Origin of the sequence: Brevundimonas sp. (assembly GCF_036400995.1) — a bacterium.
In the GTDB taxonomy this organism is placed as follows: Bacteria; Pseudomonadota; Alphaproteobacteria; order Caulobacterales; family Caulobacteraceae; genus Brevundimonas.
On record NZ_DASWWG010000032.1, the window covers coordinates 25,922 to 41,972 of the forward strand.

Here is a 16,051-nt window from a genome sequence, read left to right on the forward strand (position 1 = left end):
ATACCCCAAGCCCTCAGTTCGAAGTGTGCCGCGCGTGGAAGTCCCGGCGGAACTGTTCGAAGCGACCTTCCGAAATCGCCGCGCGCATGGCGGCGGTCAGGGCCTGGAAGAAGGCGATGTTGTGCCAGCTGAGCAGGATCTTGCCGAGGATTTCGTCGGCGCGGATCAGGTGATGCAGGTAGGCCTTTGAATACTCCTGCGACGCCGGGCAGGGGACCTCGGGGTCCAGCGGGTCCTGGTCCTCGGCGAAGCGGGCGTTCTTCAGGTTGATCGGGCCGTTCCAGGTCCAGGCCTGGCCATGGCGGCCGGCGCGGGTGGGCAGGACGCAGTCGAACATGTCGACGCCGCGCCAGACGGCTTCCACCAGATCAACCGGCTTGCCGACGCCCATCAGATAGCGGGGGCGGTCCTTGGGCAGGAACTCGGGGGCGTAGTCCAGCACCTCGCACATGGCCTGATGGCCCTCGCCGACGGCCAGGCCGCCGATGGCGTAGCCGTCGAAGCCGATCTCCTGAAGGCGCTCGGACGATTCCTTGCGCAGGTTCTCGTAGGTCGAGCCCTGCTGGATGCCGAACAGGGCCTGCGTGTCCCGGGTCCCGAAGGCGTTCTTCGAACGCAGGGCCCAGCGGGCGGACAGTTCCATCCCCTCGCGGGCGCGCTTCTCCTCGGCGGGCCAGGCGACGCATTCGTCCAGCTGCATGACGATATCCGAGCCCAGACGGTCGGCCTGGATCTCGATGGACCGCTCCGGCGTCAGGACGTGCTTGGAGCCGTCGATATGGCTGGAGAAGGTCACGGCCTCCTCGGTCAGCTTCGAAATGCCCGACAGGGACATGACCTGAAAGCCGCCCGAGTCGGTCAGGATCGGCTTGTCCCAGCGCATGAAGTTGTGCAGGCCGCCGAGGCGCTCCATCCGCTCCGGGCCGGGGCGCAGCATCAGGTGATAGGTGTTGCCCAGCAGGATGTCCGCGCCGGTCTGCTTCACCTGATCGACCGTCAGGGCCTTGACCGTGGCGGCGGTGCCGACGGGCATGAAGGCGGGGGTGCGGATGTCGCCGCGGCTGGTCTTGAGCACGCCGGTGCGGGCGCGGCCGTCGGTGGCGGAGATTTCAAACGGGAAGGTCATCGGTCGGTCAGCTTGTCCAGCGCCTCGGCGCGCTGCAGGTCCTTGGGGCGTCCGAAGCGGCGGGCCATGGCGGCCTGTTCGGCGGTGCGGGGTGTCGGGATGTGGCGATCCTGCACCGGGCGGTCAACACGGGTGCGGAAGGCGACGGGTGCCCAGCCGTCGTCGGTCTTCACCTCCAGCCCGACCATGATCTCGATCGGCACGGGGGTCGTGTCGATGCGGGCCAGCAGGCGGGAGCGGAAGCGGTCCTGGGTCTTCGGGATGACGATCCGGCCGCCGAAAGCCTCGATCAGCTCGTCGGCGGTCTCTTGCGAGGTCAGGACGTCGATGTCCGGGACCGGCTGGTCGGCCACGCCGGACAGGGCCATGGCGGCGCCGCCGAAGACGATCCAGTCGTTACGCAGCTCCAGCGCCTCGGCCGTGGCGGCCAGCATCTCGAGGCTCTGGATCAGGGGGCGGGGCAGGGTGCTCATGCCTCGGGGCTCCGGAACAGCAGGCTGCCGTCGCCGTAGGAGTAGAACCGGTACCCGTCCGCGACGGCGTGGGCGTAGGCGGCCTTCATCGTCTCCAGCCCGGCGAAGGCGCTGACCAGCATGAACAGGGTCGACTTCGGCAGGTGGAAGTTCGTCATCAGCACGTCCACGGCGCGGAAGCGGTAGCCGGGGGTGATGAAGATGGCGGTGTCGCCGTGGAAGGGGCGGACCACGCCGTCCTCGCCGGTCGCGCTTTCCAGCAGGCGCAGGGAGGTGGTGCCGACGCAGACGATGCGGCCGCCGGCGGCATGGACGGCGTTCAGGGCGTCGGCGATCTGCGGCGAGACCTCGCCCCACTCGGAGTGCATCTTGTGGTCGGCGGTGTCGTCGGCCTTGACCGGCAGGAAGGTGCCGGCGCCGACGTGCAGGGTGACCGCGTGGGTCGAGACGCCGCGCGCCTTCAGGGCCTCCAGCAGGGCCGGGGTGAAGTGCAGGCCCGCCGTGGGGGCGGCGACAGAGCCGTCATGCTCGGCGAAGACGGTCTGGTAGTCCCAGCGGTCGCGGTCGTCCTCGGGACGCTTGGCGGCGATATAGGGCGGCAGGGGCATGACGCCGACGTCGCGGATGGCGTCGTCCAGCGCCGGGCCGGTCAGGTCGAACTTCAGGGTGACGAGGCCGTCGTCGCCCTTGCCGGTGACCGTGGCGTCCAGACGGCCCAGGTCACAGGCGCCGTCCGTCACCGCGCCAAAGCGGATGCGGTCGCCGTCCTTGATCCGCTTTCCCGGCTTCATGAAGGCGGACCAGACGTCGGGGGCGTCGCGGTGGTGCAGGGTGGCCTCGACATCGACGGTCAGGGTGTCGCCCTCGGGGCTGTCGACGACGGGATTGGGCCGCTGGCGCACGCCGGACAGGCGGGCCGGGATCACGCGGGTGTCGTTGAAGACCAGGGCGTCGCCGGGGCGCAGGAAGTCGGGCAGGTCGCGGATGATCCGGTCTTCCAGCCTGTCCTGGCGCACGACCAGCAGGCGCGCGGAATCCCGCGGCTCGGCGGGGCGCAGCGCGATGTGGTCGTCAGGCAGGTGGAAGTCGAAATCAGCGGTCTTCATCAGGCGGCGCAAAGGCCATGCACATGCGGCGGGGTCAAGGCAGGCTGAGACCATGTGTCAGCCTGACCGGATGCCGGGCTTCATGCAGGATGGCCGCATGAAACTGATCCCGATCCTCGCCGTCTCCGCCCTGTTCGGCCTCGTCGCCGCCTGTGAGGAGGCCGCCTCGACCCTGCAGGAGATCGAGGACACCGCCGCCAAGGCCTCGGCCACGGCGACCGAGATCAATACCCGCGCCGAACAGATCCAGCAGGCGGCCGACGACCCCGTCGGCGCCCTGCGCGGCGTGGTGACGGCCAATCTGACGCGCGTGCCGACCGACCAGCCGGGGATCTATGTGGTCACCGACGTGCAGACCGGCTGCCAATTCCTGGCGACCTATCAGGCGGACGGGACGACGGTCGCCAGCATCGCCCCGCGCGTCGAACAGACCGCCGACGGCGGCACGCGCCAGCGCTGCATCGCGATTCCGGGCGTGGGGGAGACCGGCGCTTCGGGTAACGCCGAGGGCTGATCGCCTGTTTTAAGCGTTGCTTCAGGCGTTTAGGGCATGCTCCATGCATGACTATCGAGCTTCCGCGACTGGCTGAGGGTGGACGTCTCGACGCCTGGGACAGCCTGCGTCGACCCGTCTGGCTGTTTGATCCGGTCAGTTGTCGCGGGGTTTACGCCAACGTCGCCGCCCTGGCCCTCTGGGGGGCTGTCGATCTCGCCGAACTCCTGTCGCGGGACTTCTCGAAGCTTTCGCCGGCCGTTCGCACGCGAACCGAACGCCTGAGAACCGCCACCGCGGAGGGGCGGGAGGTCGAGGAACGCTGGACCTTCTATCCCAACGGCAGTCCTGTGACGGTGCAGGCCGTCATCTCGACCATCGCCCTTGATGACGGACGTGACGTCCTGTTGTTCGAGGCCGCGGGCGTCGAGGTCGAGGCGGAGGAACGCCGGGCGGTGGAGGCGTTGCGCCACTCCTCCGGACCGGTCGGCCTGTTCGACGGAGAGGGAAGGTCTCTGTTCGCCAATCCGGCCGCCTTCGCGGCCTATGGCCTGGACGCGGGCTTCGTGGCGCGCTTCGCGAGCCCGGACGAGGGTCAGGGGGTTCTGGCCCGCGCGATGGAGGGGCAGGCCACCGGCGCACTGTTCCAGATGCTGACGGGAGGCGGCCCGCGCTGGCACCATGTCGATTGCCGCCCGCTGCACGATCCCGTCACCGGCGCGATCAGCGTCCTGCTGAACGAGCGTGACGTGACCGACCGGGTCGAGGCCGAAGCCGCGCGCGCCGCCGCCGAACAGAAGGCCGCGATGGCCGAAGCGCGGCAGCGCTTCCTGACGGACATGTCGCACGAGTTGCGCACGCCGTTGAACGCGGTGCTGGGCTTCTCGGCCCTGCTGACGGAAGCCGGACTGGCCCCCGCGCAACAGGATCATGCAGGGCGCATTCATGCGGCCGGCGAGCGTCTGGCCACGGTGGTGGAGCAGATGATCGGCCTGTCCCAGTGCGAGGACTGGACCGGGGGCATGGAGCCGACCGGCGCCCGGGACCGGGAGACGTCAGAGGACGATCCCGTCGCCGCCAATGAAGACGACGGGCGGGCGATGCGCGTGCTCTATGTCGATGACAACGACAGCAATCGGGCCCTCGTCATGGCGCTTCTGGCGATGCAGGGGATCGTCTGCGAGACGGTGGACGATGGCGCCCAGGGGCTGGCGGCGGCGGCGCGCGGGGACTGGGATGTGATCCTGATGGATATCCAGATGCCGGTCATGGACGGGGTGGAATCCACGCGGCGGATCCGTCTGTTGAATGACGAGGCGTCGGCCGTGCCGATCATCGCCCTGACCGCCAACACGCTGGACGAGCAGCTCGCGATCTATGCGGACGTGGGCATGAACGACTGCATCGCCAAGCCGGTGAAAGCGCCGGAGTTGCTGACCAAATTGTTCGCGTGGGCCACGACGCCCTGGCGTGAGACGTGGCGCGCACAGGCCGTCGGTGCGGTCGCCTGACGACGGTGGCCGGCGGTCGGATTGAACCGGAACCCTCTGCGCCGGATCGGCGCAGGATGAAAGCTCCGGACCTTCTCCCCTTCGCCCTGATCGGCGATGGAAGCGGGAACGGTGCGGAGGCGGTGACGCCGGCCTGATCCGGCCGTTCCGTCCGACACGAATTCCGGCTAGCGATAGCGAATGGGCATCCAGACGGTTTTGATGAGCAGGCGCACCACGTTCCTCGGCTCCATCGCGGGTGCGCTGGGCCTTTCGGTCAAGGCGAAGGCGGCGCCGCCGCCGGCGCAGGCTGATGAGAGCTTCCCTCCCGTGCCGAACTGGCGCCCGTCTTTCGGGCCCTCAACCGAGCAGGTGGTGGACCGTTTCAGGTACTATACGGACGGAAGGCGCGATCTGGCGGTTTTCCGCCATGGGACTGTGGCGATCCTCGTGCCGGGCCTGACCGAGGTGCAGGCGGATGAGCAGGCCCGTGAGGCGTTGTCCCGCGTCTTCAACGCCCATCCCGACATGACGCCCCGCCCCATGGACGACGGCAATGTGCTGGTGACCTACACCCAGCCCATCGCAAACGTGGTGATTGCCGATCTGGCCCGTCAGCATTGGGCGGAGGTGGAGGCGCGTCATCAGGATGGGCTGGCCCGGGATGAGGTCCTGATCACGCCTCTGGGGTCGAACGTCTTCGACGATTTCGGCAAGCAGGCGCTGCTGGGGCGTTGCTACATGTTCATGGATGCGCAGGCGCCGGAGATTGTCCGCATCGAGCGGGCGACGGCGGTTTGACCGTGCTGCGGCGTTGACCGCGGCCGCTCAAGGCGGCAAAGCCCGTCGCATGCTGCAGAACATCGAACTCCTCGCGCGCGACGCCAAGTCGTGGCCGTTTGAACAGGCCCGCAATCTTCTGAACCATGTTCTGAAGAAGCGGCTGAGCGACGCCGAGCGGGATGCGGCGAAACTGCTGATCGACGCGGGCAAGGCGGATGAGGCGCTGGCGACCTTCGAGGCGCTGCAGCGGCCGGTGATCCTGGAGACGGGCTATGGTCCGTCGGGCCTGCCGCACATGGGCACCTTCGGCGAGGTGGCGCGCACGACCATGGTGCGCAACGCCTTCCGCGCCCTGACCGGCGACCACTGGCCGACGCGCCTGATCGCCTTCAGCGACGACATGGACGGCCTGCGCAAGGTGCCCGAGGGCATTCCGAACCCGGAGATGCTGCGCGAGGACCTGCACCTGTCGCTGACCCGCGTGCGCGACCCGTTCGGCACCCACGACAGCTTCGGCGCGCACAACAACGCCCGCCTGCAGGCCTTCCTGGACAGCTTCGGCTTCGACTACGAGTTCATGAGCTCGACGGAGACCTATCGCTCTGGCCGGTTCGACGCGACCCTGCTGACCCTGCTGGAACGGTTCGACGCCGTGATGGCGATCATGCTGCCGACGCTGGGCGAGGAACGCCGGGCGACCTATTCGCCCTTCCTGCCGGTCAGCCCGATCACCGGCCATGTGCTGCAGGTGCCGACGCTGGAGCGCAACGTCGAGAAGGGGACCATCACCTTCGAGGACCCGGCGGGCGAGCCCGGCAACCGCACCGAAGTGCCGGTCACCGGCGGCCATGTGAAGCTGCAATGGAAGCCTGACTGGGCCATGCGCTGGACCGCGCTGGACGTCGACTACGAGATGTCGGGCAAGGACCTGATCGAGAGCGTGCGCGAGTCGTCCAAGCTGTGCCGGGCCCTGGGCGGAACGCCGCCGGAGGGCTTCAACTACGAGCTCTTCCTCGACATCGAGGGCAAGAAGATCTCGAAGTCCAAGGGCAACGGCCTGACGATGGACGAATGGCTGCGCTACGGCACGCCGGAGTCGCTGAGCTGGTACATGTTCCAGTCGCCGAAGTCGGCCAAGTCGCTGCATTTCAACGTCATTCCGCGCGCGATCGACGACTATCTGTCCTTCATCGACCAGTTCCAGACGCAGGAGCCGGCCAAGCAGATCGACAACGCCGTCTGGTCGATCCACGCGGGGAACCCGCCGAAGGTCGCCAGCCCGGTGTCGTTCAGCCTGCTGCTGAATCTCGTCGGCGTGGCCAACGCCTCGTCGAAGGAACAGCTGTGGGCCTATTTCGCCAAGTACCTGCCCGACGCCACGCCCGAGAATGAGCCCACGCTCGACCGGCTGATGGGGCATGCGCTGAACTACTACGAAGACTTCGTCCGCCCGACGAAGTCCTTCCGCCTGCCCAATGAGCAGGAGAAGGCGGCGCTGCTGGACCTGGCCGAGCGGCTGAAGGCCCTTCCGGCCGATACGACCGACGGCGAGACGATCCAGAACGAGGTCTATGCGGTGGGCAAGGCGCACGCCTTCGAGCCGCTGCGGGCCTGGTTCGGGGCGCTGTACGAAGTGCTGCTGGGCGCGTCGCAGGGGCCGCGCTTCGGCTCGTTCGCGGCCATCTACGGCCTGCCCCAGACGATCGAGCTGATCGAAAAGGGCGCGCGGGGCGAACTGGCCTAGGTTCGGGAAAGCAAGGGATATCCCCTATCCCGGCGCACGAGAGTCCTTAAGGGCCTGACCACTATGGGTGGTCGGGTCTGAGGAACCGATCGTGCGCCACCACCTCTATCCCGAGCAGAAGATCCTCCATCTGGATCTGAACAGCGGCGTTTCCGCCGACCGCGCGCTCGAGATGGCCGTGCCGATCCTTGAAGCCCGTCCCGAGCTGTGGAGCTGGGACTGGATCGTGGACGCCAAGGTGGTGCCCGAGGACGTGACCATCGCCCATGTCGCGCGGCTGGCGGAGCTGTTCAAAAAGCCCGAGCGCGCCGCCCTGACCATCTTCGCCACCCAGGACCGGTTCATGCACCTGTGGGCGCGGGTGATGGATTTCCAGTTCCCCGGGCGGCGTCACCTGATCGCCAGCAGCGCCGTGGCGGGCGTGCGCCTGATCGGCAAACGCCGCTCGGCAATGAAGATGAACGCAATATAACGACACGGCTCCGGGAGCCTTCAGGTTGCCACGGGCATTCTCCCTGCCATCGACCAACTCGATGACAGGAGCAGAGCCATGTCGAACAAGAAAATCACCGTCGCCATCGCCGCCGCCGCCATGCTGGGCGGTCTCGCCCCGATGGCCCTCCCCACCGCCGCCGCCGCGCAGCAGGCGAACGGCATCACCAACTGCGACGCCCCGGGCGGCCGCCAACGCGCCGGCGCCCTGATCGGGGCCGTCATCGGTGGCCTGGCGGGCAGCCAGATTTCGAGCAATGAGCGCACCCTGGGTGCGGTCGGCGGCGCCGCCGCCGGCGCCGCGGCCGGCTCGTACATCGGCTGTAACCAGCAGCGCGCCCGTGTGAACGCCCAGAGCGGCGCCCAGTATCGCGCCACCTCGAACCTGAACATTCGTTCGGGCCCGGGCACCGGCTATCGCACCGTGGGTCGTCTGTCGGCCGGTCAGCCGTTCTCGGCCGTGGGTTCGCAGGGCGAGTGGGTCCAGATCGCCGGCGGCGGCTGGGTGAACGCCCACTACGTCAGCACCTACTGATACAGGGCGCGCTAACGCTCGCGACGCGGTCGCTCGCTGCTTGAGCGCGCTTTGAAGAAGTGAAGGGCCGTCCCGCAAGGGGCGGCTCTTTTCTTTTGGGCGCTATCGCTCACCGCGCGACGGCTCGCTGCTTGAGCGTGGGCGCTATCGCTCGTCGCATGGGCGCTCGCGGCCCGAGCGCGGGTGCTACTGGCTGACCCAGAGGATGCGGCCCATCCAGAGGATGTCGGCGCGGTCGAGCGGACGGGGCGGATAGGCCGGATTGATCGAGGCCAGGGTCACCGCCTTCGCGGTCAGGGCCGCGATTTCCTTGGCCAGGGTCTCGCCGCCGGTCGTGCGCACCACGACCCGGTCGCCGCGGCGGACATCGGCGGCCTCGCGATCCACGATGACCCGGTCTCCGGCACGGTAGACGGGCGCCATGGAGTCGCCGACGATCCTGAGGCTGAGCAGGCTGGAGGAGGCACGGGGCAGCTCGGTCTGCTCCCAGCCCTCGCCGACCGGGAGGCCGGCGTCGTCGAAGAAGCCGTCCTGACCGGCCTGGGCCATGCCCAGCAGGGGCACGGTCTCCGGGCGAGGCCCGTCCCGCGCCAGATCGGCGAAGTCGCCCAGCGAGACGCCGGTCACCTCGAGCAGGCGGTTCAGGCTTTCCGTCGAGGGCCAGCGGGGGCGGGGCGGATCGCCCGGGCCGAACCGCTTGGACGGGTTGAAGCTGGTCGGGTCCAGTCCCGCGCGCCGGGCGAGGCCCGAGGTGCTGAGGCCTTCCCGGCGGGCGAGCCGGTCGATGGCGGTCCAGAGGCGGGCGTGGGAAAGGGGCAAGCGATCGGCCTTCCGGGAAGGCTAGGAATATCCGCCTATCCGGCCTTGCGGTCAACGATCAGGACCGGCCCCGCGGGGAAGGTTCCGCCGACGACCGGGCCTTCCGGGACGGCGAGGGCGGACACCGCGCCGTCCAGGAACAGGGCGTTCGGGCAGTCGAGCGTGTCCCGAAACAGCCGGGCGAAGGCGCCGAAACTGACCCGGCCGCGCGAAATGGCCAGGACGACGGTTCCATCGGCCCGGACGCCGACGCCGTTCCGGCGGTAGCGGGAAGCGCCGTCATGATCGAAGGCGGGGTGCAGGTCTCCGCCGATCACCAGCATCGGGCCCGACTGGGTCGCGAAGGCGGTCTGGTCGGTGGTGCGCCAGCGCGAGGTCTCGACCACGCTCGCCCGGCCGGAGCGGTCGACGGCGAAGACGCCGTTGGGCTGAAGATGGAAATTGCCGGGGCCGTCCCGGCTGTTCAGCGGCTTCAGGGTGCGGCCGTTCTCGACCAGCAGGCCGATCGGGGCCAGCGACAGGTCGTACATGCCGCCGTTCATGGCCAGAACCGGCCTGCGTCCGGCCGCGATGCGGGTCCGGATCGCGTCCATCACGCCCGCGGTCGCCTTGGCCTTTCCGTCCGTGTGAACGACGGTGAGGGCGTACCGGTCGGGCGGCAGGATGCAGACGACATAGTCCTCGCCTTCGAAGATCTGCTCACGGCAGGGGGCGGGGAGGGCGATTTCGGTGCGTGCCGGCGGGGGCGCGAAACGCCAGAGCCAGGCGACCCCGCCCAGGCCGACCAGCAGCAGGGCGAGCGCGGCGAGGAGAAGGCGGGACGGCCGCTTCAGGCGGTAATGCCCAACTCGGGCATCAGGCCGGCCACGACGCCGCGCATGCCCGTCCGGGCAGGCGACATGGCGCGCAGGAAGGCGAGGGTGCGCCCGGCGGCCTCCTGCAGCACGAACTCGGAATCGGTGAAGCCGCAGTCGGTGAAGACCGGAGGCTGGCCGCCCTCGAAGATCAGGCGCGCGTTCCGGAAATCGCAGCCGATGTAGACGTTGCCGTCGATCGACTGATCCCCCGACAGGGTCTGGTTACGGATCTCGGCCATGGGAACTCCGGTTACTCGAGACCGGCGGCCCGTCGCTCCTGCCAGGCCCAGAAGGTGCCGGCGGCTATGGCGACCAGGACGCCGTAGCTGGCGATATTGATGACGGCGAAGAAGGCCCCGGGCGGCGGGCGCAGATCGACCAGGGTCAGCAGGTGGCTCATGACGATCAGGCACTGCAGCGCGCAGACCCAGACGGGCCAGGCGCGGCGGCTTTTCCAGGCGAGGCCGACGCAGACGGCGAGGAAGACGGCGTCGATGGCCATCAGCCCCCATTGGGTGCCGTCCGTGGCGCCCTTGTCCTGGACGAGTTGGGACGCGAACAGGCCGAGCATATAGGCCCCCGCGCCCACACGCTCCGGCTCATCGCCCTTCAGGAACGCAAACGCAGTCACCAGCACCGCGATTGCGAAGCCGATCTGCGATGCGAGGGTGTCAAACATGCAATCGCCCCCATGCCGTCGGGCATGAGGGCGACTTTGCATCGAGTCTGCGCAAACCGGAATGACCGGCGGCGGACATTACGTCGAATTAAACCGCGCGGAGGCGACCGACCGGCGGCTGGGCCGGGCCGGTTTCGGCCGGCTTGTCCAGAACGCCGATGGCGTAGGTGCCCCAGCCCATGCGGCGGTGGTCCTTGGCGAGTTCTTCGTGGCAGGCCACGACGGCCTGACGGGCGGCGCTGAGCGCGGCGATGGCTTCCATGGCCTTCGCTTGCGATTCGGCGCCGGTCACGGGCGACAGGCTGAGGGCAGTGCGGGCGCCGATCATCGCCTGGACCAGGGTGGTCGCTTGGGCGATCGCGGCGTCAACCGCCTGTTCGGTCGCATTCAGGTCGCCGGCGACGCTGGCGATGACTTCAGCCTTATCCATAAAACCCTCCAACAAAAACATGGTAACCGATGCATTAACACGGAACGGTAGTACTTGGTAGGGTTTTGTTTGCCGTGTTTGTCAGGACTCTGTTTACCAATTTTCCCTGAGCGCGGGCGATTCCACGCCTCGACGGGGTCGGCAGGCGGAGAGATTTTGCTGCGGGAAAAGGGCCGTTCACGGCCGGGCATGAGTCGCCCGCCGCCGCCCGGGTTCGCGGGCGGAAGTTCAGTCCGTCAGACGCTCGAGGAAGACGCGTGTCGCGGCTAGAGGTCGTGCTCGGCGACGAGGAAGTGGGCGCTGAGGCTCGCGATCGGCTGGGCCTCGTCGTCCTGCCAGGCCTCGGCCTGGACATGGGCGACCCGGCGGCCGGCCTTGCTGATCACGGCGCGCGCGTGGACGTCCTGAGGCCGGCCCGAGCGGAGATAGGTCACCGTCACATTGATCGGGCGCGGGAGCTCGAGCCGCGGATAGAGCAGGGCGACCTGGGCGACGGCGGTCAGTTCCAGCAGGGCGGCCGTCGAGCCGCCGTGCAGGGCCGGAAGCACCGGATTGCCGATCAGTTTGTCGGCGAAGGGCATGGTGACCGTCAGGCGGTCCGCGTCGCGGTCGGAGACCAGGCCCAGGAAGCGGGCGTAGGGGAGGGTGTCCAGCAGGCTGCTCATGCCCCGGCCTCCCGACGCGGCTTGAGATTCGCCCCGACGCCGCGCGAGTCGCTTGCGGTCAGGATGTAGGCCGCCTGGGCCGCCGCGACCGGGTCTTCTGGATCGTCCTCGAACGCCCAGGCCCGCACGAAGGCGATCGACCGGGTCAGGCGGTAGCAGCGCGCCTCGGCGATCAGTCCCGCGCGGGGACGGGCGGCGCGCATGTAGTCGACGCGCAGGTCGAGGGTGGCGATGGGCTCGAAGCGGTCCAGGGCGACCCAGACCGCCATGCCGCCGGCATGGTCCAGCAGGGTGGTCACCAGCCCGCCGGCCAGCACCTCGGTCTCCGGATCGCCGACCAGATCCTCGCGCCAGGGCACCTTGAGGCGGACGCGGTCGCCTGCCACGCCCTCAAAGGCGAATCCCAGGGCGTGGGTGTGGGCGGGCGCCGAGGCCAGTTGGGGCAGCAGGGCGGCGAGGGGCGAAGCGGACATGGTCCAGTTCTGTCCCCGACAGGCGGGGCAGCGCAAGTGCGTCTGTTTTCAGGACGCGGTCGCGGTCAGGCGACCGAGCGGGCCGAGGCGGGGGCCTGGACCACGTCCGCCATGGCGGCCTGCTCCAGCGCGGCGTTCATGGCCATGCGCAGGCGTTCCGGCTTGATGGGCTTCTCGACGACCGCGGCCATGCCGATGGACAGGTATTTGCGGGCGTCTTCCGGATCGGCGTTGGCCGTCAGGGCGACGATCGGGATGGTGCGGACCGGCCCGTCCAGCGCGCGGATGGCCTGGGTGGCCTGCACGCCGTCCATGCGCGGCATCTTGATGTCCATCAGGACCATGTCGAAGCGGCGTTCCTGAACGGCCTGGACCGCCTCGACGCCGTCCTCGGCGGTTTCGGAGGTGCAGCCGAACATCTCGCACAGGGCCTGGGCGACGACGCGGTTGGTGGCGTTGTCGTCCACGATCAGGATGTGCGGGCTGTCCTGCAGGTCCAGATCGGGCAGGATTTCGACGTTCGAGGCCGGGGCGGCCTCCATCTCGGCGCGCTCGGCGTTCAGGTCGAAGGCGAAGGTGGCGCCGCGGCCCGGATTGTTCTCGGCCCAGATGCGGCCGTCCATGCGGTCGATGATCTGGCGGCAGATCGACAGGCCCAGACCGGCGCCGTCGGGACCGGAGCCGTGTACGAACGGCTCGAAAATGACATCGACGCGGTCGGCGTCCAGCCCGGGGCCGTCGTCGCGGACGCGGGCTTCCAGACGGATGCGATCACCCTCGGCGACCGCCTTCAGCCCGGCCTCGACCACGCCGTTGCGGGCGAATTTCAAGGCGTTGCCGATCAGGTTGTTGAACACCTGCTTGATCCGGATCGAGTCGATCACGGCGGCCAGTTCGGTGTCGCCCTCATAGCTGACCATCAGGGTGACGTTGTCCTGCGAGGCGCGGGGCGCCCACATGGCCTCGACGTCGTCCATCATGGACCGCAGCGGGGTCGGTTCGGCGTTGAGCTCCAGCTCGCCGGCCTCGGCGCGCGAGAGGTCCAGCGCATCCTGAAGGATGCGCAGGAGGGTCTCGGACGACTCGACGATGGTCGAGACGTGGGCCTGGGCCTGGGCGTTCAGCGGCTGGCGGCGCAGGAGTTCGGCCACGGCCAGCACGCCGTTCATGGGCGTGCGGAGCTCATGGCTCATGATGGCGAGGAACTGGCTCTTGGCCCGCGCGGCGGCGAGCGCCTGGGTGCGGGTGTCGCTGAGTTCGATGTTCTGTTGGCGCTGGCGCTCGTTCACCGCCTGCAGCAGGGACACCGCCGTGCCGACGCCGTGATACTTGCCGTTGCGGGTGACGATGAAGCCGCGCATCAGCGCGCCGGGTCCGCCCTGCTGGAGAATATCGCAGAAGGCGTCGATCTGGACGCCGGCCTCGACCACGGCGGGCTCGCTGTCCATCACATGAACGGCCGGACGACCCGCGTACAGGGCGTGGCCGAAGGCGCCGGCGATCTTCAGAAGGAAGGCGTTGCGTTCGATCAGGCCGACGGGGCGATCCCCCTCGACAACCGGGATCACCAGGGTGTCCGGTTCACGTTCGAAGCGCGCGAAAACGTCGCTCCCCGGCGTCTGGGGCGTAACGGCCTCGGCGCGTTCCGTAAGGGTTTCGATTGTCGGCATACTGGCCGGCACTCCACTGAGACCGGTGGACATTGCCGGAGAACCATTTGCAGAAGGGTTAAAACGAATCACATCGGGCGCCGTCCTGCCTTTTTTGCTCTCGGGCGTGCGCGGGTGTAGAAGGCCGGTCCGCCGAAATCAGGCCCAATCCCCTTGTCCATGCGCGCGGCCGACCGGCCGACCGCAGGTTTGTCGTGAGCGAATTGTCCCGGAACGCTGAAAAACACGCTGAAAAATCGGCTCTTGTTCTGTTCTCTGGCGGGCAGGACAGCGCCACCTGCCTGGCGTGGGCGCTGGAGCGGTTCGACCGGGTCGAGACCGTCGGTTTCGACTATGGCCAGCGGCATGCGGTGGAGATGGACGCGCGTCTGAACGTGCGCGACGGCATGGCGAAGGTGTTGCCGCAGTGGGCGGATCGTCTGGGGCCGGACCACGTCGTCGACCTGACCGGCTACGGGAAGATCGCCGAGAGCGCCCTGACGGCCGAGCGCGCCATCGAGATGGATGAACGCGGTCTGCCGACGACCTTCGTGCCGGGGCGCAACCTGGTCTTCCTGACCTGCGCGGCCGCGCTGGCGGACCGGCGCGGGCTGGAGGTGCTGGTCGGCGGCATGTGCGAGACCGACTTCTCGGGCTATCCCGACTGCCGTCGCGACACCATCGAGGCGATGGCGCGGGCGCTGAGCCTCGGTCTGGACAAGCCGGTGGTGATCGACACCCCCCTGATGCACCTGACCAAGGCCCAGACCTGGGAACTGGCGAACAGCATCGGCGGCGAGGCGCTGGTCGATCTGATCGTGGAGGCGTCGCACACCTGCTACCGCGGCGACCGCGAGCATCATCACGACTGGGGCTACGGCTGCGGCGACTGTCCCGCCTGCGAACTGCGGGCGGCGGGCCATGCGGAGTGGGTCGCGGGTCAATGAGCTATGCGGCCAAGGAAATCTTCCTGACGGTGCAGGGGGAGGGCGGCCAGGCGGGCCGTCCGGCGGTCTTCCTGCGCTTCGCCGGCTGCAATCTGTGGAACGGGCTGGAGCGCGACCGGGCCACCGCCGTCTGCACCTTCTGCGACACGGATTTCGTCGGCACGGACGGCGACGGGGGCGGCAAGTTCGCCACGGCGGACCTGCTGGCCGACCATGTCGCTGGGATGTGGCGGGGCCGCGCGGGCGATCCGAAGCTGGTGGTCTGCACCGGCGGCGAGCCCCTGCTGCAGCTGGACGGACCCCTGATCGACGCCCTGCACGCGCGGGGCTTCGAGATCGCCATCGAGAGCAACGGCACCCTGGCCGCGCCGGACGGGGTCGACTGGGTGTGCATCAGCCCCAAGGCCGACGCCGAGGTGATCCAGATCAAGGGGCAGGAGCTGAAGCTGGTCTATCCGCAGGCCAAGGCCATGCCGAACCGGTTCGAGCACCTCGATTTCGAGCGCTTCTGGCTGCAACCCATGGACGGCCCCGACCAGGCGGCCAACACCGCCGCCGCCATCGAATACTGCCTGACCCACCCCCAATGGCGCCTGAGCGTCCAGACCCACAAATACATCGGCGTCCGCTAATGCCCGTCTTTGAAATCACCAAACAGGCCACCTTCGACGCGGCCCACCATTTCCCGAACGAGCCGGAAGGAAGCATCTATCGCCGGGTGCACGGCCATTCCTTCACGGTCGAGGCGACGGTGCGGTCGGAGGTGCTGGACGCGGAGCACGGCTGGGTTGCGGATCTGGGCGCGCTGGACCGCGCGCTGAAGGCGGCGGCCGAGGAGCTGGACCACGGTATGCTGAACGAGAAGCCCGGGCTGGAGCTGCCCAGCCTGGAGAACCTGTGCCTGTGGTTCGTCAACCGGCTGAAGCCGGACTGGCCGGGCCTGTGCCGGGTTCAGGTGGCGCGCCCGACCATCAACGAGCGGTGCGTGCTGAGCCTGTGATGATCCGTAGTTATCGTGAGGGCGACGCCGCCGCCATGGCGGACGTCTATGGCCGCGCGGTGCGGGCCATCGGCGCGCGCGATTATTCACCGGAACAGGTCGAGGTCTGGGCCGGGCAGGGGCCGACGGCCGAACGGTTCGCGGCGAAGATGGCGGACGGGCGGCGATGCTGGGTGGCGGTCGATGACGCCGACCGGGTCATCGCCTTCGTCGACCTGGAGGCCGACGGCCATATCGACTTTCTGTACGCCGATCCGGACGTGGCCGGACGCGGCGTGGCGGGGGCCTTG

Annotated in this window: 21 protein-coding genes; 10 read left to right on the plus strand and 11 right to left on the minus strand. The window is 68.6% G+C overall.

Going from position 1 to position 16,051, the window contains the following annotated elements; translation table 11 throughout:
* Positions 1-13: 13 nt before the first annotated feature.
* Genes tgt through queA form a run of 3 tightly spaced genes read right to left on the minus strand, consistent with a single transcriptional unit; the run spans position 14 to position 2,705 of the window.
* Entirely contained in the window at positions 14-1,126 is a 1,113-nt protein-coding gene (tgt, locus tag VGE03_RS04225) for a tRNA guanosine(34) transglycosylase Tgt (RefSeq protein WP_331045217.1), read from the minus strand.
* Positions 1,123-1,599 (minus strand): hypothetical protein, encoded by a 477-nt coding sequence (locus VGE03_RS04230; protein WP_331045218.1) that lies wholly within the window; start codon positions 1,597-1,599, stop codon positions 1,123-1,125. The genes tgt and VGE03_RS04230 overlap by 4 nt, the downstream gene beginning before the upstream one ends.
* On the minus strand, positions 1,596-2,705 hold the full coding sequence (gene queA / locus VGE03_RS04235) for a tRNA preQ1(34) S-adenosylmethionine ribosyltransferase-isomerase QueA (protein WP_331045219.1): 1,110 nt from the start codon (positions 2,703-2,705) through the stop codon (positions 1,596-1,598). Before queA ends, VGE03_RS04230 begins: the two co-directional genes overlap by 4 nt.
* A 97-nt stretch (positions 2,706-2,802) precedes the next feature.
* On the opposite strand from queA, the gene VGE03_RS04240 reads away from it, so the two are divergent.
* The 6 genes from VGE03_RS04240 to VGE03_RS04265 all read left to right on the plus strand — a co-directional run bounded on the left by VGE03_RS04240 (position 2,803) and on the right by VGE03_RS04265 (position 8,242).
* On the plus strand, positions 2,803-3,219 hold the full coding sequence (locus tag VGE03_RS04240) for a hypothetical protein (RefSeq protein WP_331045220.1): 417 nt from the start codon (positions 2,803-2,805) through the stop codon (positions 3,217-3,219).
* A gap of 47 nt (positions 3,220-3,266) precedes the next feature.
* On the plus strand, positions 3,267-4,709 hold the full coding sequence (locus VGE03_RS04245) for a response regulator (protein WP_331045221.1): 1,443 nt from the start codon (positions 3,267-3,269) through the stop codon (positions 4,707-4,709).
* 180 nt (positions 4,710-4,889) lie between these two features.
* Positions 4,890-5,489 carry a hypothetical protein gene (locus VGE03_RS04250; protein WP_331045222.1) on the plus strand — a complete coding sequence of 200 codons (600 nt, stop codon included), beginning with the start codon at positions 4,890-4,892 and terminating at the stop codon, positions 5,487-5,489.
* A gap of 49 nt (positions 5,490-5,538) precedes the next feature.
* Positions 5,539-7,215: a lysine--tRNA ligase gene (locus VGE03_RS04255; RefSeq protein ID WP_331045223.1), complete on the plus strand. Its 1,677-nt coding sequence runs from the start codon at positions 5,539-5,541 to the stop codon at positions 7,213-7,215.
* Between the two features lie 91 nt (positions 7,216-7,306).
* Positions 7,307-7,687: a hypothetical protein gene (locus VGE03_RS04260; protein WP_331045224.1), complete on the plus strand. Its 381-nt coding sequence runs from the start codon at positions 7,307-7,309 to the stop codon at positions 7,685-7,687.
* A 78-nt stretch (positions 7,688-7,765) separates the two neighbouring features.
* Positions 7,766-8,242 carry an SH3 domain-containing protein gene (locus tag VGE03_RS04265; RefSeq protein WP_331045225.1) on the plus strand — a complete coding sequence of 159 codons (477 nt, stop codon included), beginning with the start codon at positions 7,766-7,768 and terminating at the stop codon, positions 8,240-8,242.
* Between the two features lie 186 nt (positions 8,243-8,428).
* Here VGE03_RS04265 and VGE03_RS04270 read toward each other — a convergent pair whose 3' ends face one another.
* From VGE03_RS04270 to VGE03_RS04305, 8 genes are all read right to left on the minus strand, one after another.
* On the minus strand, positions 8,429-9,061 hold the full coding sequence (locus VGE03_RS04270; protein ID WP_331045226.1) for a helix-turn-helix transcriptional regulator: 633 nt from the start codon (positions 9,059-9,061) through the stop codon (positions 8,429-8,431).
* Between the two features lie 35 nt (positions 9,062-9,096).
* Positions 9,097-9,654, minus strand: a complete 558-nt coding sequence (locus tag VGE03_RS04275) for a phosphodiester glycosidase family protein (RefSeq protein WP_331045227.1) — start codon at positions 9,652-9,654, stop codon at positions 9,097-9,099.
* 236 nt (positions 9,655-9,890) lie between these two features.
* Positions 9,891-10,157 (minus strand): hypothetical protein, encoded by a 267-nt coding sequence (locus VGE03_RS04280; protein ID WP_331045228.1) that lies wholly within the window; start codon positions 10,155-10,157, stop codon positions 9,891-9,893.
* Between the two features lie 11 nt (positions 10,158-10,168).
* Positions 10,169-10,597 carry a hypothetical protein gene (locus tag VGE03_RS04285; protein WP_331045229.1) on the minus strand — a complete coding sequence of 143 codons (429 nt, stop codon included), beginning with the start codon at positions 10,595-10,597 and terminating at the stop codon, positions 10,169-10,171.
* An 88-nt stretch (positions 10,598-10,685) separates the two neighbouring features.
* On the minus strand, positions 10,686-11,027 hold the full coding sequence (locus VGE03_RS04290; protein WP_331045230.1) for a hypothetical protein: 342 nt from the start codon (positions 11,025-11,027) through the stop codon (positions 10,686-10,688).
* 266 nt (positions 11,028-11,293) lie between these two features.
* The gene (locus tag VGE03_RS04295; protein ID WP_331045231.1) at positions 11,294-11,692 is read right to left on the minus strand and encodes a PaaI family thioesterase; all 399 of its coding nucleotides are present in this window, start codon (positions 11,690-11,692) and stop codon (positions 11,294-11,296) included.
* Positions 11,689-12,165, minus strand: a complete 477-nt coding sequence (locus tag VGE03_RS04300) for a PaaI family thioesterase (RefSeq protein WP_331045232.1) — start codon at positions 12,163-12,165, stop codon at positions 11,689-11,691. Before VGE03_RS04300 ends, VGE03_RS04295 begins: the two co-directional genes overlap by 4 nt.
* A gap of 65 nt (positions 12,166-12,230) precedes the next feature.
* Positions 12,231-13,835 (minus strand): response regulator, encoded by a 1,605-nt coding sequence (locus tag VGE03_RS04305; RefSeq protein ID WP_331045233.1) that lies wholly within the window; start codon positions 13,833-13,835, stop codon positions 12,231-12,233.
* 203 nt (positions 13,836-14,038) lie between these two features.
* On the opposite strand from VGE03_RS04305, the gene queC reads away from it, so the two are divergent.
* From queC to VGE03_RS04325, 4 genes are all read left to right on the plus strand, one after another.
* Positions 14,039-14,761: a 7-cyano-7-deazaguanine synthase QueC gene (gene queC / locus VGE03_RS04310; RefSeq protein ID WP_331045238.1), complete on the plus strand. Its 723-nt coding sequence runs from the start codon at positions 14,039-14,041 to the stop codon at positions 14,759-14,761.
* Entirely contained in the window at positions 14,758-15,393 is a 636-nt protein-coding gene (gene queE, locus VGE03_RS04315) for a 7-carboxy-7-deazaguanine synthase (protein ID WP_331045234.1), read from the plus strand. Before queC ends, queE begins: the two co-directional genes overlap by 4 nt.
* Complete coding sequence (locus VGE03_RS04320) at positions 15,393-15,761, plus strand: 6-carboxytetrahydropterin synthase (RefSeq protein ID WP_331045235.1); 369 nt, start codon at positions 15,393-15,395, stop codon at positions 15,759-15,761. The genes queE and VGE03_RS04320 overlap by 1 nt, the downstream gene beginning before the upstream one ends.
* The coding region (locus VGE03_RS04325; RefSeq protein ID WP_331045236.1) for a GNAT family N-acetyltransferase at positions 15,761-16,051 on the plus strand (291 nt) is incomplete at its 3' end. The genes VGE03_RS04320 and VGE03_RS04325, both read left to right, overlap by 1 nt.